Genomic DNA, 18732 nt, shown 5'->3' with positions numbered 1-18732 from the left:
CCTTTAAGAAATGTATCTCCCCGTCGGACTGGCCGACTTAGTTATGCGCAGACGTTACGAGAGCAATTCCCGTGGGTCAACATCTATCCGCAAAATTTAATCCAGCATTTAGTGCATTTACGTTTTGCCAGCCAAAAAAGCCGTGCCCAAGGGCACGGCCAGTCAACAGGGAGGAAGTTTGCCTCTTCACGGGCACAACCGCAAAGAAAGCAAAATGACTATCGCAGCCAAAGGTTAACTTTGTATGCTTGGCGCAGATCGGTAGAAATTGGGACAGTTTTTCTATGAGCGACAAGATTTTCATCGGCGGCGCGGGTCCGGACTATGGGCAGGCGCAGGGCATGGCTTTGAAGTATGCCAATCGTCACGGGCTGATTGCAGGGGCAACGGGCACGGGAAAAACCGTTACGTTGCAAATCCTGGCTGAAGGGTTTTCCAAAGCCGGTGTGCCGGTATTCCTGTCGGACGTCAAAGGAGATTTGTCCGGGTTGGCATTGCCGGGCAGTGAAGGTCACAAACTGCATCAGGCCTTCCAGGATCGGGCAGACCGGATCGGTTTCGATAAATTCGCATATGCGGCCTGCCCGGTGACCTTCTGGGACCTCTTCGGAGAACAGGGCCATCCCGTGCGTACGACGGTAACCGAAATGGGCCCGCTCCTGCTGTCGCGACTGATGGAGCTGAGCGAGGCGCAGGAGGGCATCCTGAACATCGCGTTTCGGGTTGCGGATGAAGAGGGTATGCCACTTCTGGATCTCAAGGATCTACAGGCCCTGCTGGTCTGGATCGGAGAAAACCGCGCTCAGCTGTCTCTGCGTTACGGCAATGTCTCGACGGCGTCGATCGGTGCCATTCAGCGCCGGTTGCTGGTGCTGGAAAATCAGGGCGGCACGAACCTGTTTGGCGAGCCTGCTCTGGATCTTTCCGACCTTATGCGGACCGATGAGAACGGCCATGGGGTGGTCAATATCCTCGCTTCGGACAAGTTGATGGGTGCGCCAAGGCTGTACGCTACGTTTCTTTTGTGGCTGCTGAGCGAGTTGTTTGAAGAACTGCCCGAGGTTGGAGATCCAGACAAACCTAAGCTGGTGTTTTTCTTTGACGAAGCCCACCTTCTGTTTGATGACGCGCCCAAGGTTCTGGTCGACAAAGTGGAACAGGTCGCGCGTCTGATCCGGTCCAAGGGTGTTGGTGTCTACTTTATCACTCAGAACCCGGCCGATGTTCCCGAGGACATTCTGGGCCAATTGGGCAACCGTATTCAGCACGCTTTACGGGCGTTTACAGCGAAGGACCGAAAGAACCTGCGGCTGGCCGCCGAGACCTATAGGGAGAACCCGGAATTCGACACGGAAATCGCTATCCGCGAGGTAGGCGTGGGTGAGGCCGTGACATCCATGCTGCAAAAGAAAGGCGTGCCGGGCATGGTCGAGCGAACCCTGATCCGCCCGCCCGGGTCTCAGCTAGGGCCCATAGGCGATGCAGATCGCCAGGCGATCCTGGTATCCTCGCCGATGGCCGCGAAGTACGACAAGAGCATAGATCGGAAGTCGGCCTTTGAAATTCTCCAGGCCCGGGCAAATACCGCCGCGCAGGAGGCTGCTGCTGCAGAATCCGAAGACATCTTCGAGCAGCAATCACCGATCGAGCGCGAATATGCATCGGCACGCCGGTACTCGGGCAGTCGGGTCGGGCGATCTTCATCTCGTGTGACACGCAAGAAGGACACGTTTGCAACCGCCATGAGCGAAGCAGTCATCAAGGAATTGAAAGGCACAACGGGCCGACGCATCGTGCGCGGCATATTAGGCGGGTTGTTTCGGAACCGGTGACCGAATAAAGCGCCCCGCCAATTTCCGACAGGGCGCTGCGCCCTTTATTTGTTCAACCGGCGCAAGCCTTCCTGTTTGCAGTAGTTGTCCGCCTCGGGCACCGACATTTTGGTGGCCGGGAAATTGATTGCGCGATCCCACGAAACACGATCATGCCGGTACAACTGACATGTCACAACACCCTTTGGCGTCTTCACCTGAACGGGCGTCGTTTCCAACTCTTCCGGGGTTGGCACACAGGCGGATAGGGGGGCCATCAATACGGCCAGCGTCGCAGTAAGTCTGAGTGGTTTCTGCATGGGCTATGCTGCTCTTTCTTTCGTGAACACAGTGATCGTTAAAAACCGGACGGATGCAGAGTGGGGTCCAGCCGTCAGGTACCGCCGAAGTGGTGATAGACGGTACACTCGTTTATTCTTTTTTAACCTTTGAAACAAGAAACCGCGCCGATTGGCGGCGCGGTCACGGCATTCTGGGTGAAGTTTTGCCTATTTCTCGGGGATCAACCCCCTTGGGCTGAACCTGAGAACAATCAGCAGAATCAGGCCCATCGTGAACAGGCGCATATGCGCCGCACTCTCGATCAGATGTGTTTTGAGTGCGCTGCCATCGGGTAGCCCGGCGGTAACTGCGCTCATCAACCACAGGCCGATCGGTTCGACCTGTACCCATAGGAACCAAATCAGGAAGGCACCCAGAACCGCTCCGAAGTTGTTACCTGATCCGCCGACGATCACCATGACCCAGACGAGAAAGGTAAACCGCAACGGCTGATAAGCGCTGGGTGTCAACTGACCATCCAATGTGGTCATCATGGCGCCTGCGATACCACAGATCGCGGAACCCAGAACAAAGATTTGCAAATGACGGCGGGTGACGTCCTTGCCCATCGCCTCGGCTGCCACTTCATTGTCCCGAATGGCGCGCATCATGCGGCCCCAAGGGCTTTTTAGGGCCATCTGCGCCATCCAGAGCAGCACCAGCAAAACGATCAGGAACAGCAGCGAATAGCCCAGTTTGACCGAAAGGGTTGACGCTGTCACCGGGTCCAGCCCGAACCACTCGGCGCGGGCGATGAACGACGGATCTTTCTGAAGCTCGACTTCATAGCCGACAACGGGCGCGGGGCGGGGAATTCCGTAGACATTCTTGACGCCTCGGGCCAGCCAGTCTTCGTTCTTCATGATCGCGATGATGATCTCGGCAATACCCAGCGTTGCAATCGCCAGATAATCCGACCGCAGGCCCAGCGCCGTTTTACCGATCAACCACGCAGCCCCTGCCGCCAGCAGTCCACCTGCTGGCCAGGCCAACAAAACCGGAAGGTTCAGACCCCCAAGGTTGCCTTCTACCGCCGGGTTTATTGCTTCGACCGCTGCTGCATTTGGATCGAAGATCGCGCGATAGACAAAAAATCCGATCACCAGAATACCAATGATCGACAAGGTTTGCGCACGTCCCTTCGGTAACTTCTGCGCGACTAGAACCGCGGCCACAACTGTGGCTGCCCCTAACAAAAGGGCCAGAACGATCCCGTAACCCCCTGCGGACCACGCTCCAGGCGTCGGAGAGGTCGATACCAGCACAACCGCCAGACCGCCGAGCGCGACAAAGCCCATGACACCCACGTTGAACAGACCGGCAAAGCCCCACTGCAGGTTCACACCGATGGCCATGATGGCCGAGATCAGACCCATGTTCAGGATCAGGATGGCGGCGTTCCAACTTTGCGTGAAACCTGTCAGCAGAATCAGGCTGCCAACGACGACGAAAAGCAGCGTGTTTTTGACGGACTCGGTCATACTGCTTTCCCCTTAAACAGACCCGTGGGCTTGAACAGAAGCACGATCAGCAAGATCACAAAGCTGACGGCGAATTTGTAGTCGGTCGACAGAAACTGCACCAAGCCCGACGGGGCAAGGCTTTCCGGTGCAACGTAAGTCAGCACTTTCTTCCACGCATAGGTAATCGTGACCTCGGAAAACGCGATGATGAACCCGCCCGCAATGGCACCCAGAGGATTGCCGAGGCCACCCACGATGGCCGACGCGAAGATGGGCAGCAGCAGTTGGAAATAGACGAAGGGCTTGAAGCTTTTGTCTAACCCATAAAGAACGCCCGCCGTCGTTGCCAAGGCTGCGACGATGATCCATGTGATCATCACCACACGTTCGGGATTGATGCCGGACAGCAGCGCCAGATCCTCATTGTCAGAATACGCACGCATCGATTTTCCGGTCCGCGTTTTGTTGAGGAACCAGAACAACAGCGCTACTGCAACAACCGCGACCACAACTGTGAGCGCCTGAGAAGTTCGGATCGCAAGGCCCTCGTTCAATCCGGTCATGGCCTTGAAATCCCGAGCGGAAATCAAGAACCGTGCGCCATCCGAGAACCGTTGGTCGTCGGGACCGATGATAAACCGCACCAGGCCATTCATGATGAACATCACGCCCATCGAAACGATCACCAATATGACTGGTTTGGCCTTTTGATCTCGGTAAAAGCGGTAAACAAGCCTGTCGGTGATCAACACGAGGATGATGCAGCCCAAAATGGCAAAGGGCAGGGCCAGAAGGGCAGTAGGCAAAGGCCCAAAGCTGACGCCTGCGGCCTGCAACGCCCAAGTGACCAGCACGGCGATCATCGCGCCAAAGGCCATCGTGTCGCCATGGGCAAAGTTCGAGAACCGCAGAATGCCGTAGATCAGCGTGACCCCCAGCGCTCCGAGCGCCAGCTGGCTGCCATAGGCAATCGCTGGCACGATGACAAAGTTCGTAAGCGCGACAAGCGCGTTGAGTAGGTCCATGAATTCTTCTCACTGTCCGGGTGCGGCCTTATGCCATGCGGGTGGGTGAGAACACAACATTTCAGCCGCGCAAGACGCCCTAAATGGTCACAAAAAACGCGATTTTCGACCTGCGTCACAGCCCATGTTGCCGGGTAGAAAAAACGACCCCCGGAGGCCGGGCACAAACCTCCGGGGCGCGGCGCGCCGATTCTGCTTTTTTGCGCGAATCTGGGCGGCTTATTGGGAACTATTGGGAAATCGTGCAGTTACCGCGTTCATTCCGCTGCTTCGCACCCGTTGCCCGGATCGCAAGTTGGCCAGAGTCGGTATTCACTGTGTAACCGACGCTGCCACCTTTAAGAACCTGAAGGAATTCCTGAGCGCCCAGGCTGGGGTAAACGAGCACCTCATGCTCTTGGTTGTCGACCAAAAGCGCGCCCTTGGATTGACCTTCACGCCGTTTCAACGTGACTTGCTGGCCGGGTTCGAGTGGCGTGCATCCACTGGTCTTGCATGTCTCGGTAATCTGGCACTCGTAAACTGTTTCACCTTGCGCGGGGTCTTGCGAAACGGCCTGCGCGGTTGCGGGCAGGACGATGGCGGCAAGCACTGCCAGATATTTCATATTGTGTCTCCTAAAGGGGTAATGGCCCGAAATATGTCGAGAATCCCGTCTGGATTCTCGTCGTTCGCTCGGTGTGAGTAGGCGTGGAAAATGGCAAGAATTAAGCTGATGGTGGGCGGAAATCAGAAGCGGTCGAATTTTCGTATGCGCGGGTATTTCAAAGTAACGCTCTGAGATTGAACGGTTTAATACTGACACGATTTAGGTTCCGCGGGAGAAAAGTAATGATTGCCTTTTTTACGTCACTTTCGACCATCAGTGCACTGGCGAGACACGGTCATGAAAAAACATCGACCCGACGAACACGCTTTTTCACTCAGCCTCAAGAACAAGTGAAGGTCTCCGTGCAGCCCATTGAAATCTTTGAGTTACTCGTTGACTTGTTTTGAAGCGTGGGGGCGCAGAAACAGGAAAGAGGTTCCACATGAAGTTTTACGCAGCTCTGATACTGTGTGCGACCATGCCGGTGATGGCGCAATCGGCAACGAGTGATCCGTTGAACGGGGCGGATTTTGTTGTCAATTGCGTGTCGGACAGCAATGGTGGCGCAGTGACCCTGGCGCGATCCGGCGCGTCCGACAAAGGGTTCATTGTCACGGATGAGATCAAGGGAGAGGCGACGATTATCGCGGGGCTAAACTCACTGACCTTCCTGCACATCATGGACAAGGACGTTGTGACCTTTGTCGTTGATTTCGAGGATCGGAACTACGATATGTCCATCAAAGGCCCGCATGCCAGCAATGATTTCGGGCAATGCGGCGATCCGGTATTCTGATGTCGGAGCAAGGTGCGAAACTTCAAAGTAGATAGAAGGCGATAGGCGAGCAGCCAGAACAAATGCGAGTTCGGCGTGCGCGACGAACTCGCTGAAAATCCCAGTTGGCTACAAGGCAACCGATCTCAATCTTCTGGCAATTCCCGCGGTTCGCACAAGCCTCCAAAAGTTACATGTGCGTCCGGACCAGCGTAGACAGATACCAAAATATCTTTGTCAGGAAAGAAGGTCACTAAGGTAATCTTCGGTTCGGTTTGTTGCTGCTCACTCCAGTTTCCAATTAACCAACGTCCATCTTCTTGTAGTTGTCCAATTCCAATTGAGTTGGTCGTCGTGGATCCGAAGCCGAACCGGTTGGATTCTCCTGGGCGCGACATACGGCTAAGGCCGAAAGGGGTATAGTCCGCCATTGCAACCGGTTTCGTAGGGTTACCACCAGCTGATGTGGTATCAGTAAGTGTGCAAAAATAGAGTTCGTGAAGTTCAATTTCCGATGCAGCTACGGAATTTTGGGACGCTATAGCGCCCAAAACAAAAAGGAAAACTGTCAGGATTGCTCTCAAGTTCCTCATCCCCCCAAGAAACTCTTCCGCACCTCCGGGTCAGCCAACAATTCCTTGCCCGTGCCGCTGTAGGCATTCCGCCCCTGCACCAACACATACCCCTTGTCCGCGATCTCCAGCGCTTGACGGGCGTTTTGTTCGACCATCAGGATCGGCAGACCGGTGCGAGAGACCTCGATGATCCGGTCGAAAAGCTCGTCCATCACGATAGGCGAGACCCCGGCGGTCGGTTCGTCCAGCATCAGCACCTTGGGCTGTGTCATCAGCGCGCGTCCGACGGCGACCTGTTGGCGTTGACCGCCCGACAACTCTCCGGCCGCCTGATTGCGTTTATCGCGCAGAATGGGGAAGAGGTCATAGACCTGCTCCATGGTCTGGCCGATGTCGTCGCGGCGGATGAAGGCGCCCATTTCAAGGTTTTCCTCGACTGTCATCGAGGTAAAGATGTTCTGGGTCTGTGGCACGAAACCCATACCCTTCATCACCCGGTCCTGTGGGGACAGGTTGGTGATGTCCTCGCCATCCAGCCGCACCGATCCGGCGCGCACGTCCAGCATCCCGAACACAGCTTTCATCGCGGTTGATTTTCCCGCGCCGTTGGGGCCGACGATCACGGCTATCTCACCCTTGTCCACGGCGATGGTGCAATCGTGCAGGATGTCGGGGCCCTTGCCATATCCTCCGGTCATGGTGTCACCGATCAGGAAAGGACCGCCGCCGACATAATGCGTCTTACCGCTTTTCTTGTGCGCCGGTGTCATGGTCCCGACACCATGGGTGTTGGTGATCGAGGCGTCTTTGTTGCCCTTGTCGTCCTGATAGGGGTTGTCGCTCATGCCAGCGGTCATGTTTGGGCCTCCAGCTTGTCTTTGTTCTTCAGGCCGGTGCCCAGATAGGCCTCGATCACGTGTTCGTTGGCCTTGATTTCGTCCAAAGTGCCCTCGGCCAGAACCTTGCCCTCGGCCATACAGATGACCGGGTCGCAGATCTTGCCGATGAAATCCATGTCATGTTCGATCACGACAAAGGTATAGCCGCGTTCCTTGTTCAGTCGCAGGATTGTATCAGCGATGGTCATCAGCAGGGTGCGGTTCACACCCGCGCCCACCTCGTCCAGAAACACGATCTTGGCGTCGACCATCATGGTGCGGCCCAGTTCCAGCAGTTTCTTCTGCCCGCCCGAGACCTGACCCGCCTTGTGGTCGGCAAGATGTTCGATGGTCAGGAACTCCAACACCTCATCGGCCTTGGCGCGCAAGGCGCGTTCTTCGTCTGCGATTCGCTTGCGGCCAAACCAGGTGTTCCAAAGCGATTCCCCCGACTGCGCACCGGGCACCATCATCAGATTCTCGCGGCAGGACATCGAGGAGAATTCGTGCGCGATCTGGAATGTGCGCAGCAGGCCTTTGTGAAACAAGTCATGCGGCGGCAGGCCTGTGATGTTTTCACCGTCCATGAAAACCTTGCCGCTTGTCGGCGGCAGAACACCCGCGATCACATTGAACAGAGTGGTTTTTCCGGCCCCGTTCGGCCCGATCAGGCCAGTAATCGAACCTTTTTCGATTTCCAGCGATGCCCCGTCCACCGCGTGAAAACCGCCGAAATGCTTATGCACGTCTTCGACGACGATCATGTGTTCCCCTGGCCACCTGAAAGTAGCGCTTTTTAGTTGTCCCCATGCCCCTTCATCAGGGGTGCGGGTTTGTGTCATCGAAACAGCCCGGACACAAGGCCCGGGCTGCTTGGTTTTAGAATTTGGTGTCCGAAATCAACGGAAATTGACGGTTTTGTTTTCGCCGTCGGTCACTTCGATCTCGCGGTACGAACCCGCGCTTTCACCGGGGCCGATCAGCTCGACACCGGACGCGCCGACATAGTCGATGTCCTGACCTGCGGCCAGCAGTTCCAGGCCTTTCGCCAACTCACCCGGATAGATCTTTTCACCTGGTGCGTTGGCGACGTCCATGATTTTACCGCCATAATCAGCAGGGTTCGTCGATCCAGCAGCTTGCATCGCCAGCATGAACAGGGCAGCAGCATCATAGGATTCAGGCGAATAAGGGGACGAGCCGTCAAAGCCCGCTTCCTCGGCCATTGCAAAGTACTTCTCGGCACCTTCACCGCCCGAGCCGGCAATCTGACCGAACGAGCCGTTCAGGTCCGGACCAACGTTTGCGGGAAGCGAGTCGCCGATCATGCCACCGGGCAGACCGAACGTGTCAAACGCACCGCTGTCCAGCGCCGACTGGATGATGCCCAGACCGCCCTGGTCCAGATAGCCCGCAACAACCAGAATGTCGCCACCGGCCGAGGCCAGCGCGCCAACTTCGGCCGAGTAGTCGGCCTTGCCGTCTTCGTGCGCTGCAACGATGGTCACTTCACCACCTGATGCTTCGAACGAGGACTGGATCGCATCCGCCAGACCCTTGCCATAGTCATTGTTGGTGTAGGTCAGCGCAATCGAGCTGATGCCACGGTCATTCAGGATGTCCGCCATCACCTGACCTTCACGCGCGTCCGACGGGGCGGTGCGGAAGAACAGGCCGTTGTCCTCCATGGTCGACAGGCCAGGAGAAGTCGCGGAAGGCGAGATCATGACCATACCGTTCGGGATCGCAACGTTCTGCAGGATCGCACCGGTCACGCCCGAGCAGTCACCACCGATGATGCCAGCAACGCCGTCAGCAATCATGCGTTCGCCGTTCGACGTGGCCAGACCGTTGTCGATACAGCCGGTGTCGGCGCGTGATGCGGTGACTTTGGCGCCATCCAGCAGCTTGCCGGATTCGGTGACCTCGGCCATCGCCAGCTCGGCACCCGAGCCCATGGCTGGGGAAAGCGATTCGATTGGGCCGGTGAAGCCGAACAGAACGCCCAGTGTCACATCCTCGGCCATTGCGGTTCCGGCCAGCAGAGCGGTTGCTGCAGTCGCAGTAAGCAGCTTTTTCATAAGGTTACTCCCTGTTATGAACGTATTCGTTCTGGGCACGACCCTAGGCAAGCTGTTCGGAAAAGAAAAGTCCTAACGAAAAGTTGGCTTTCGCAGGTATGCGCTATCTTGTTTTCTCGACCAAAGGCGATCCACGTAAGCGGAGGTTTCGGATGCTCAGGCTTGGTTTTTTTCTGGCATTTCTCTTGTCGTCCAGTGTGGTTTCCGCAGATCAGATACAGACCTCAGCTGGCCCCGTCACGGTGACAACGCTCGTCAGTGGACTGGATACGCCTTGGGCCATCGGAATATTGCCGGACAGTTCTTTTCTCGTCACGGAGCGCGATGGAGAGCTCCTCTATATTGCGGACGGGCAGTCAAAACGCGTCAAAGGCGTGCCAAAAGTCGTGACGAACGGGCAGGGTGGTTTGCTGGACGTCACTGTTGCGCGCGACTTTGTGCGCTCACGAGAGATTTTTCTGACTTTTTCCAAGCGACAGAAGGGCGGGGCCGGAACCGCGCTTGCTGTCGCCCGTTTGTCGGAAAGCGGTGATCGTCTGACCAATCTGCGCGTGATATTCGAGGCGCTTCCCGGCGGATCGGGAGGCCGCCATTTTGGCTCTCGCGTGGTTGAGGCAAATGACGGCACCCTGTTCCTGACGATAGGTGACAGAGGCGATCGGCCCAGTGCTCAGGACCGGACCAATCACATAGGCGCTGTCATCCGAGTGAACCGGGATGGAACGGTGCCTGCCGATAATCCATTTGTCGGCGAAAGTGGCGTACGCCCCGAAATCTGGTCGTTTGGGCACCGAAATCCGCAAGGAGCAGGACTCGACGCGCGCGGTCAACTATGGATTTCAGAGCATGGTGCGAGAGGCGGCGACGAAGTGAATCTGGTACAGTCAGGAAAGAATTACGGATGGCCGGTCATCTCCTACGGCGTCCATTACTCTGGTCAGAAAATCGGCGAGGGCACTACGAAACCGGGCATGGAACAACCCGAGCATTATTGGGACCCTTCCATCGCACCGTCTGGATTATTGGTGTATTCCGGCAAGCTGTGGCCGGAATGGAAAGGGGACATTTTTGTCGGTTCCCTGAAGTTTGATTACATTTCACGGCTCGAAGGAACGCCGCTGCGCGAAGTTGAACAGATCCAAGGCCCTGAAACCGAGCGTGTCAGGGATATCGTGGAAGCACCTGACGGGGCCATTTGGTTCATTTCAGTAGGAAACGGGGCGATCTACAGAATGACGCCGACCCGTTAGACCGACAGCCGACCGCCTTGTGCGCCGCGCTCGCGATAGGGCGTGGTGTTGTAGTGTGCCCGGTAGCATTTCGAGAAATGCGAGGGGCTGGCGAATCCGCAGGCCAGTGCCACGTTGATCACGCTCATGTCCGTCTGCATCAGTAGGTTGCGAGCTTTGTGCAGGCGCAGTTCCATATAATAGCGCTTGGGCGAGCGGCTCAGATAGCGGCGGAACAGTCGCTCGAGTTGCCGCGTCGACATGCCGACGTCCTTGGCCAGGATCGAGGGAGAGATCGGTTCCTCGATGTTCTTTTCCATCATCAGAATGACCTGGCTAAGCTTGGGATGGCGTACCCCGATGCGCGTGGGCGTGGACAGGCGCTGTGTGTCCTGATCCGTGCGGATCGAGGAATAGATCATCTGATCCGCCACCGCATTCGCCAGATCCTCACCGTAGTCCTCGGCAATCAGTTTTAGCATCAAATCTATCGAGGATGTCCCGCCCGCAGTGGTCATCCTGTTGCCGTCGATCTGAAATACCGATTTGGTCAGTTCGACGGTGTCGAACTCTTCGGCAAAACTGTCCGAGTTTTCCCAGTGGATGGTCGCGCGTTTGCCCTCCAGCAGACCAGCCTTGGCCAGTGTATAGGCAGCGGTACACAGTCCCCCGATTTTCAGGCCCTTGCGTGCCTCGCGGCGCAACCAGTTCAGGACACGTTTGGTCGTCGCGGCCTGAACGTCGACCCCGCCGCACACCAGAATCACTTCGTCACGTTGCAGTTCGGACAAGTCACAATCGAGTTTGAATGTCGTACCGGCGGAGCAATGAACCAATTCACCTCCTTCACCGGCCAGCGTCCAGGTATAGAGTTCCCGATCAGACATTCGGTTGGCGATGCGCAGGCTATCAAGGGCCGACGCAAAGGACAGAAGGGAAAACTTATCCAGCAGAACAAAAACAAAATTGTTCGGCTTAGTGGAATTGCTATCCACGGTGACAACTTGGCGTTGCTCTTGCATGGCGAACTGTCCTTGATTCGGTGCCGGCCGACCTTTTTGAGCCGGCGGAATTGCCAGCCACCATGCTCAAAGCTTGTTTCCGGCGTCAAGAGGCGCAAATGGGATATGGCCACTCTTCATTGCATTTTGTATAGAGACCCCCTGAAATACCTCAGCGGAGATCAAAGCAATGACCGAGTGGCAAAAAACGAACTGGCGCAACAAGCCTCGCGTTCAGATGCCCGAATATACCGACCCGGCCGCACTGGCCAAGGTTGAGGCAAAGCTTTCTCAGTATCCCCCGCTGGTTTTCGCGGGCGAGGCGCGTCGCCTCAAGCAGCATCTGGGTGCCGCAGGGCGCGGTGAAGCATTCCTGTTGCAGGGGGGCGATTGCGCTGAAAGCTTCGATCAATTCAGCGCTGACGCAATCCGTGACACCTTCAAGGTGATGTTGCAGATGGCGATGGTTCTGACCTACGGCGCCAAGGTGCCGGTGGTCAAGGTCGGACGTATGGCCGGGCAATTCGCAAAGCCACGCAGCGCACCGACCGAAGTGGTGGATGGCGTGGAACTGCCCAGCTACCGCGGCGACATTATCAACGAACTGGCCTTCACACCCGAGGCGCGGATTCCGAACCCAGAAAAGATGTTGCAAGCCTACACTCAGGCGGCGGCAACGCTGAACCTGCTGCGCGCGTTCTCGACCGGTGGTTTTGCCGATATGAGCCGCGTGCATTCCTGGACACTTGGATTTACCGATGAGCAGGACGTTCAGAAATATTCCGAGATTGCGGATCGGATTCAGGACACCATCGACTTCATGGGCGCGGCCGGGATTACCGCCGACACCACCCACGAATTCTCGACCGTGGAATTCTACACCAGTCACGAAAGCTTGTTGCTGGAATATGAAGAGGCACTGACGCGCCTCGATTCCACGTCGGGCAATTGGCTGGCTGGCTCTGGTCACATGATCTGGATCGGGGATCGCACACGTCAGCCGGATGGTGCGCATGTCGAATTCTGCCGCGGCGTCCTGAACCCGATTGGCTTGAAATGCGGTCCAACGACGACAGCCGAGGATCTCAAGGTTCTGATGTCCAAACTGAACCCGGAAAACGAAGAAGGTCGCCTGACCCTGATCGCCCGGTTCGGTGCAGGGAAGGCAAGTGAACATTTGCCGCGCCTGATCAAAACCGTGAAAGAAGAAGGCGCCAAGGTGACCTGGGTTTGCGATCCGATGCACGGCAACACGATCAAATCGGCGACCGGATACAAAACGCGCCCGTTCGAATCCGTTCTGCGCGAGGTTCGTGATTTCTTTGGCGTACATCAGGCCGAAGGCACCATTCCTGGCGGTGTGCATTTCGAAATGACCGGTCTGGACGTTACTGAATGTACCGGTGGAGTTCGTGCTGTGACCGAAGAAGACCTGTCCGACCGTTACCACACGGCCTGCGATCCGCGTCTGAACGCCACGCAATCGCTGGAGCTGGCGTTCCTGGTTGCTGAAGAACTGACCAATTTGCGCCGCGATCGGAAGAAACGCGCTGCAAGCTGAGTGCACTTGTCAGAAACTCTTGAAACAAAGCGGCGGGTCTTGAGCCCGCCGTTTTTTGTTGTGCGAACTTAATCCTCGCGGGAAGAGACCAGTCTCAGATGACTTTTGGACGGATGAAGAGGCTCCTGATCTTCGGCAAAGCCCATCGCCTTTTCCGGGGAAACCTGTGGAGGCACCTGAAGATCAGCAATCTTGCGCACCCGGCTGTCCGTGATCGTGAACCGTCGTGGCGTTGTCCCGATTGCGCCATCGCTGATCATGACACCCAAGACCCGGCTGACATCGCCAAGGTCGCTTTTCAGCGGCAGAAGGATCATGCGGGCTTGCAGGTGTGCACGACCCATCTTGCCTTTTGAAACCATGCCCAGCTCGGTTACGGCGGGGGCGGCAAAAACCCGTTCCAGTTGCAACGTGACCTCTTCCCGCGCTTCCGGTTCGAAAAAGGATGTCAGAGGCATCCCACGGACTTCCATTCCCGCCAGTTTATTCAGATGACTGCCCGCAAGGCGAAACCGGGCAAGACCTGGTGCAATGCGTTCCAGAATAAACGTGTATTCAAGAATATTCTCCAATCCGCGCGGATCGATTTGTGATCGCTTCGGCACCCCATCTCCGGTCAGCAGTGCGGTCCAGTATGCCTCGGCCTGACGTATGGGGGACAGGCTGCGCCCGCTGTCAAAGCGATCCATTGCAACGATCTTTCCAAAACTTGAGCCGGAACCGGTCCCGAAAAAGGTTTTCATTTTCATCACCCTAACATCAATCACTCGCGATTTATCTAAAATGCCGTGTAATAGGCACCACAGCGATACACCAGCCGTTGCGACCGGAAGATTGGCACGGGTTAAGACAATTTTGGAGGAATTCTTTAACGAATGGTTAACTTTGCCGGATGAAGTCAAGAATAAGCAAGGTCTTGCCCCGGGGCGGTCGATGGCATTAGGTGCGGCAGGCGCGCGAAACGCGTCAGAGGATTGAAAGGGCAGGCATGATCAAATCCATGACTGGGTTCGCTTCGGGCAAAGGCGCGCTAGGCCCACACAGCTGGACGTGGGAGCTGCGCAGCGTCAACGGCAAGGGCCTGGATATGCGCCTGCGTGTTCCGGATTGGCTAACAGGGCTCGAAGCCGCTCTGCGGGCAGAACTGTCCAAGGCCGTCGGTCGCGGAAACATCACCCTGTCGCTGCGTGTAAACCGGGAAGAAACTTCGTCGGACATAAGATTGAACAGTGCTGCCATGCAGGCGGCGCTGGCTGCCTTGGCCCAGACCGAATCCATGGCTGCCGAGCAGGGCGTGACTTTGGCACAATCGCGTGCCAGTGACCTGCTGGTTCTCAAAGGCATGATGGATAACGGTTCTGACGAAGACGAAGCGGCACCCATCGTCGCGCAACTGACCAGTGATTTTCGCGGGTTAATATCCGACTTTCTGGCCATGCGCCGCACCGAAGGGCAGGCATTGGCGGAAATCCTGCAAACACAGCTGGATCGCATTGCCGACCTGACCGACCAGGCGGCAGGGTTGGCCGAGAGACGTCGCGATGATATGGCGAAAGCGTTGCGTGAAAATCTGGCGCGTGTTTTGGACAACGCACAGGGTGCTGATCCCGAACGTGTCGCGCAGGAGCTGGCTTTGATCGCGGTCAAGGCCGACATCACCGAGGAGATCGACAGGCTGGCCGCGCATGTCACAACGGCGCGAAATTTGCTGGCCGAAGAAGGCCCGGTGGGGCGCAAACTGGATTTCCTGACCCAGGAATTCAATCGCGAGGCCAATACCCTGTGCTCCAAGTCCCAGAATGCCGAACTGACGGCGGTCGGGTTGGAACTGAAGGCGGTCATTGATCAGATGCGCGAGCAAGTGCAGAACGTAGAATAACAGACGGGAACCAGAAACATGGCGGATCGCCGAGGTCTCTTAATCATTTTGTCCTCACCTTCGGGCGCGGGCAAATCCACGCTGGCCCGACGGCTGATGCAATGGGATAGCGAGTTGGAGTTCTCGATCTCGGCTACAACCCGTGCGCCGCGACCGGGGGAAGAGCACGGTCGCGAATACTACTTCTTGTCCGAGGACTCTTTCAAACAACAGGTCGCGGATGGTCAGATGCTGGAACACGCCCATGTGTTCGGAAATTTCTACGGGTCTCCCGCCGAACCTGTGCTCGACTCAATCAACCAGGGCCGGGACGTTCTGTTCGATGTGGACTGGCAGGGCGAGGTTCAGATCCGTAATTCGGATCTGGGCAAACACGCGCTTTCGATCTTCATCCTTCCGCCGTCGATCCGGGAACTGCGCCGCCGTTTGGAAGGCCGCGGTCAGGACAGCGAAGACGTGATTGCAAAGAGAATGCTGAAAAGCTGGGACGAGATCAGCCATTGGGGATATTACGACTATGTCCTGATCAATGATGATCTGGACATGACAGAAGAGAAGCTGAAAACCATCGTCAGCGCCGAGCGGATGCGGCGTATTCAGCAGCCGCGCCTGCAACATCACATCCGCACATTGCAGACCGAGTTCGAGGGGCTGTCATGACCATTTACGCTCTGGGTGAAGATACGCCACAGATCCACGAAGACACTTGGGTGGCGCCTGACGCCAACCTGATAGGCAAGGTCGTGTTGGAGCAGGGGGCCTCGGTCTGGTTTGGCAGCACCATTCGCGCCGACCACGAAGAGATTCGGGTGGGTGCGGGCAGTAACGTTCAGGAAGACTGCGTCATGCATATCGATGCAGGCTATCCATTAACAATTGGTCGGGATTGCACGATCGGGCACAAGGTCATGTTGCATGGATGTACAATCGGCGACAACAGCTTGATCGGTATGGGAGCCATCGTTCTGAACGGCGCGAAAATCGGGCGCAACTGTCTGATCGGGGCAGGAGCCCTGATAACTGAAGGAAAAGTGATCCCCGACAATTCGCTGGTCATGGGATCTCCTGGAAAGGTCGTCCGTCAGCTGGACGAAGCGGCCGCGCAAAAGCTCACGCTCAGCGCGCTGCACTATCAGGAAAACATGCGCAAATTTCGCGAAACACTCAAACCGGTTTCACTAGGCAGTTAACGCCGGATAGGCCCCAGATGTCCCAAGACCTGATTGGCGAATTCGTTTCAGCCGTACCGATGCCTGCTTTGCTGGTGGATCAGACAGAGCGGATCATCGCTGCCAATACGGACGCCAAAACGCTGCTCGGTCAGAATATCGAGGGGCGTCACTACGCCACGATCCTGCGACAGCCGCAGGTGATCGAAGCCATGGAACAAAGCCTGCGGTCCAAGGGCCCTGCCAAAACCCGTCATCTGTCCAATGATGGCGCGCAGGACACGACATTTCAGGTGGAATGTCGATACCTGAATGGCGTAGGTGCCGTTTCTGGCGGCGCGGTTCTGGTGGTATTCCAAGACGTCACCCATCTGGAGCAGGCCGGCCAGATGCGTCGCGACTTTGTCGCCAACGTCAGTCACGAATTGCGCACACCTCTGACCGCCTTGATGGGATTCATCGAGACGCTGCGGGGTCCGGCCCGCGATGACGTCAATGCCCGGGACCGGTTTCTTCAAATCATGACGGACGAAGCCAACCGGATGAACCGTCTGGTTGGCGACTTGTTGTCCCTGAACCGCGTGGAAAGCCAGGAGCGCGTTCGCCCAACCGAACAGCTTGAACTTACGGCCTTGCTGGAATCCACACTGAACTCCCTTCGCCCTCTGGCCGACGATGCAGCGGTCACCATGACGCTGAATGCGCCGCCCGAACCGGTTTCAGTCACGGGTGATAGCGACCAGTTGCGTCAGGTTTTCACCAATCTTATTGAAAATGCGATCAAATACGGCGGCAGCGGCGAGAGTGTAACGGTCAACATTCTACCTTCGGAACGTGACACAGCGATGCGTGGACCGTCGGTTCGGGTTCAAATTGTGGATAAGGGGCCGGGTATTGATGCCGTGCATCTTCCCAGATTGACGGAACGATTCTATCGGGCGGACAGCCACAGATCCCGGGAACTGGGTGGTACAGGGTTGGGGCTTGCAATCGTGAAGCATATCGTCAATCGCCACCGGGGTCGTCTGCGGGTCGAGAGCGATCTTGGAAAAGGTTCCGTCTTTACAGTGATTTTGCCACGCTGAGATCGGTTGACCCGACCTCGCGACTTTGGTGTCGGCGCTCACTTTACGTATCGTCAAGTTAAGAAATCCTAAGAAAAACTTGAGTTGTCATAAAACCGTTACGTATGTGTCACAAAAGGCTTACGCGCGGTACTTAGGGGTGCCGGCAAGATCATCATGGGGGTGATCATATCTTATCTTTTTCAGGGAGACTGAAATGTCCTTTGTAAAACTGTCGGCATCTGCGCTGGCAATCGCTGCCGTCTCGGCGACCACTGCTGCAGCTCGTGACAATGTCCAGGTTGCCGGTTCGTCGACCGTTCTGCCGTATGCCTCGATCGTTGCGGAACTGTTCGGTGAAAACACCGACTTCCCGACACCGGTTGTCGAATCGGGCGGCTCGTCGGCCGGTCTGAAACGTTTCTGCGAAGGCGTTGGCGAGAACACTATCGACGTTGCAAACGCATCGCGTGCGATCCGCGAAAAAGAAATCAAAGCCTGCGCCGAAAACGGTGTGACCGACATCATGGAAGTGCGCATCGGCTATGACGGCATCGTGTTCGCCAGCCAGCAGTCGGGTCCTGCTTTCACCGCATTCCAGCCGGCTGACATCTACAACGCCATTGGCGCAAAAGTCATGAAGGACGGGGCGCTGGTCGACAACAGCTACAACAGCTGGGCCGAGTTCAACGGCGACCTGCCGGATGTTGAAATCGCCATGTTCATCCCGGGCACCAAGCACGGCACCCGTGAAGTGTTCGAAGACAAGGTTCTGCTGGCTGGTTGTGAATCGACCGGTGCCATGGAAGCCATGATCTCTGGCGGCATGAGTGAAGATGACGCCGAAGACGCCTGCCTGGACGTGCGTGCGGACGGCAAGTCGGTCGACATCGACGGCGACTACACCGAAACCCTGGCGCGTATCGACACCAACCCGAACGGCATCGGCGTGTTTGGACTGGCGTTCTACGAGAACAATACCGACAAGCTGAAAGTGGCCACCATGGGTGGCGTCGCACCTTCGACCGAGACCATCGCGTCGGGTGAGTATCCGGTTTCGCGTCCGCTGTTCTTCTACGTCAAGAAGGCACACATCGGCGTGATCCCCGGCCTGAAAGAATACGCTCAGTTCTTCGTCGCTGACGAAATCGCTGGTGGTTCAGGCCCGCTGGCCAACTATGGTCTGGTTGCTGATCCTGAGCTGGCAAAAACTCAGGAAGCCATTGCCAATGAAGAGACCATGGGTTCGGGCAGCTAATCCCGCCTTTGGTCTGAAGTACCGGGGGCGGC

At 56.7% G+C, this 18732-nt stretch carries 19 protein-coding genes; 9 read left to right on the top strand and 10 right to left on the bottom strand.

What is annotated here, in order from left to right; all coding sequences use genetic code 11:
* The first annotated feature begins 284 nt into the window (after positions 1 to 284).
* The gene (locus AC2TDJ_RS04900) at positions 285 to 1832 is read left to right on the top strand and encodes a helicase HerA-like domain-containing protein (RefSeq protein ID WP_480839782.1); all 1548 of its coding nucleotides are present in this window, start codon (positions 285 to 287) and stop codon (positions 1830 to 1832) included.
* Between the two features lie 44 nt (positions 1833 to 1876).
* On the opposite strand, the gene AC2TDJ_RS04895 is transcribed toward AC2TDJ_RS04900, so the two are convergent.
* The 4 genes from AC2TDJ_RS04895 to AC2TDJ_RS04880 form a co-directional block, all read right to left on the bottom strand.
* The gene (locus AC2TDJ_RS04895; RefSeq protein ID WP_480839780.1) at positions 1877 to 2131 is read right to left on the bottom strand and encodes a hypothetical protein; all 255 of its coding nucleotides are present in this window, start codon (positions 2129 to 2131) and stop codon (positions 1877 to 1879) included.
* A gap of 189 nt (positions 2132 to 2320) precedes the next feature.
* Positions 2321 to 3634 (bottom strand): branched-chain amino acid ABC transporter permease, encoded by a 1314-nt coding sequence (locus AC2TDJ_RS04890; RefSeq protein ID WP_480839779.1) that lies wholly within the window; start codon positions 3632 to 3634, stop codon positions 2321 to 2323.
* Positions 3631 to 4641, bottom strand: coding sequence for a branched-chain amino acid ABC transporter permease (locus tag AC2TDJ_RS04885; RefSeq protein ID WP_480839777.1), 1011 nt, complete (start codon positions 4639 to 4641; stop codon positions 3631 to 3633). Before AC2TDJ_RS04885 ends, AC2TDJ_RS04890 begins: the two co-directional genes overlap by 4 nt.
* Positions 4642 to 4870: 229 nt before the next feature.
* Positions 4871 to 5248 carry a hypothetical protein gene (locus AC2TDJ_RS04880; RefSeq protein ID WP_480839775.1) on the bottom strand — a complete coding sequence of 126 codons (378 nt, stop codon included), beginning with the start codon at positions 5246 to 5248 and terminating at the stop codon, positions 4871 to 4873.
* Positions 5249 to 5672: 424 nt separating this feature from the next.
* Here AC2TDJ_RS04880 and AC2TDJ_RS04875 point away from each other — a divergent pair, with 424 nt between their 5' ends.
* Complete coding sequence (locus AC2TDJ_RS04875; protein ID WP_480839773.1) at positions 5673 to 6026, top strand: hypothetical protein; 354 nt, start codon at positions 5673 to 5675, stop codon at positions 6024 to 6026.
* 125 nt (positions 6027 to 6151) lie between these two features.
* On the opposite strand, the gene AC2TDJ_RS04870 is transcribed toward AC2TDJ_RS04875, so the two are convergent.
* The 4 genes from AC2TDJ_RS04870 to AC2TDJ_RS04855 form a co-directional block, all read right to left on the bottom strand.
* Positions 6152 to 6589 (bottom strand): hypothetical protein, encoded by a 438-nt coding sequence (locus AC2TDJ_RS04870; protein ID WP_480839771.1) that lies wholly within the window; start codon positions 6587 to 6589, stop codon positions 6152 to 6154.
* A gap of 5 nt (positions 6590 to 6594) precedes the next feature.
* Positions 6595 to 7425: an ABC transporter ATP-binding protein gene (locus AC2TDJ_RS04865; RefSeq protein WP_480840232.1), complete on the bottom strand. Its 831-nt coding sequence runs from the start codon at positions 7423 to 7425 to the stop codon at positions 6595 to 6597.
* A gap of 8 nt (positions 7426 to 7433) precedes the next feature.
* Positions 7434 to 8222, bottom strand: coding sequence for an ABC transporter ATP-binding protein (locus AC2TDJ_RS04860; RefSeq protein WP_480839769.1), 789 nt, complete (start codon positions 8220 to 8222; stop codon positions 7434 to 7436).
* A gap of 135 nt (positions 8223 to 8357) precedes the next feature.
* On the bottom strand, positions 8358 to 9539 hold the full coding sequence (locus AC2TDJ_RS04855) for an ABC transporter substrate-binding protein (protein WP_480839767.1): 1182 nt from the start codon (positions 9537 to 9539) through the stop codon (positions 8358 to 8360).
* Positions 9540 to 9691: 152 nt separating this feature from the next.
* Here AC2TDJ_RS04855 and AC2TDJ_RS04850 point away from each other — a divergent pair, with 152 nt between their 5' ends.
* Positions 9692 to 10789 (top strand): PQQ-dependent sugar dehydrogenase, encoded by a 1098-nt coding sequence (locus AC2TDJ_RS04850; protein WP_480840230.1) that lies wholly within the window; start codon positions 9692 to 9694, stop codon positions 10787 to 10789.
* Here AC2TDJ_RS04850 and AC2TDJ_RS04845 read toward each other — a convergent pair.
* Positions 10786 to 11790: a GlxA family transcriptional regulator gene (locus AC2TDJ_RS04845; protein ID WP_480839765.1), complete on the bottom strand. Its 1005-nt coding sequence runs from the start codon at positions 11788 to 11790 to the stop codon at positions 10786 to 10788. The genes AC2TDJ_RS04850 and AC2TDJ_RS04845 overlap by 4 nt on opposite strands.
* Before the next feature lie 169 nt (positions 11791 to 11959).
* Here AC2TDJ_RS04845 and AC2TDJ_RS04840 point away from each other — a divergent pair, with 169 nt between their 5' ends.
* Positions 11960 to 13330, top strand: coding sequence for a class II 3-deoxy-7-phosphoheptulonate synthase (locus tag AC2TDJ_RS04840; RefSeq protein ID WP_480839763.1), 1371 nt, complete (start codon positions 11960 to 11962; stop codon positions 13328 to 13330).
* A gap of 68 nt (positions 13331 to 13398) precedes the next feature.
* Here AC2TDJ_RS04840 and AC2TDJ_RS04835 read toward each other — a convergent pair whose 3' ends face one another.
* Positions 13399 to 14073 (bottom strand): PAS domain-containing protein, encoded by a 675-nt coding sequence (locus AC2TDJ_RS04835; protein WP_480839761.1) that lies wholly within the window; start codon positions 14071 to 14073, stop codon positions 13399 to 13401.
* 257 nt (positions 14074 to 14330) lie between these two features.
* On the opposite strand from AC2TDJ_RS04835, the gene AC2TDJ_RS04830 reads away from it, so the two are divergent.
* The 5 genes from AC2TDJ_RS04830 (at position 14331) to AC2TDJ_RS04810 (ending at position 18700) form a co-directional block, all read left to right on the top strand.
* Positions 14331 to 15209: a YicC/YloC family endoribonuclease gene (locus tag AC2TDJ_RS04830; protein WP_480839760.1), complete on the top strand. Its 879-nt coding sequence runs from the start codon at positions 14331 to 14333 to the stop codon at positions 15207 to 15209.
* 18 nt (positions 15210 to 15227) lie between these two features.
* Positions 15228 to 15869: a guanylate kinase gene (gmk, locus tag AC2TDJ_RS04825; RefSeq protein WP_480839758.1), complete on the top strand. Its 642-nt coding sequence runs from the start codon at positions 15228 to 15230 to the stop codon at positions 15867 to 15869.
* Entirely contained in the window at positions 15866 to 16399 is a 534-nt protein-coding gene (locus AC2TDJ_RS04820; RefSeq protein WP_480839756.1) for a gamma carbonic anhydrase family protein, read from the top strand. Before gmk ends, AC2TDJ_RS04820 begins: the two co-directional genes overlap by 4 nt.
* A 17-nt stretch (positions 16400 to 16416) precedes the next feature.
* Entirely contained in the window at positions 16417 to 17463 is a 1047-nt protein-coding gene (locus tag AC2TDJ_RS04815; RefSeq protein ID WP_480839754.1) for a sensor histidine kinase, read from the top strand.
* A 196-nt stretch (positions 17464 to 17659) separates the two neighbouring features.
* A complete protein-coding gene (locus AC2TDJ_RS04810; protein WP_480839752.1) occupies positions 17660 to 18700 on the top strand; it encodes a substrate-binding domain-containing protein in 1041 nt (346 codons plus the stop codon).
* Positions 18701 to 18732 lie beyond the last annotated feature (32 nt).

Source organism: Ruegeria sp. HKCCD6647-2 (assembly GCF_057221075.1).
The sequence above is the reverse complement of the archived record's forward strand: the minus strand, read 5'-3'. Positions and strand labels throughout refer to the sequence as shown.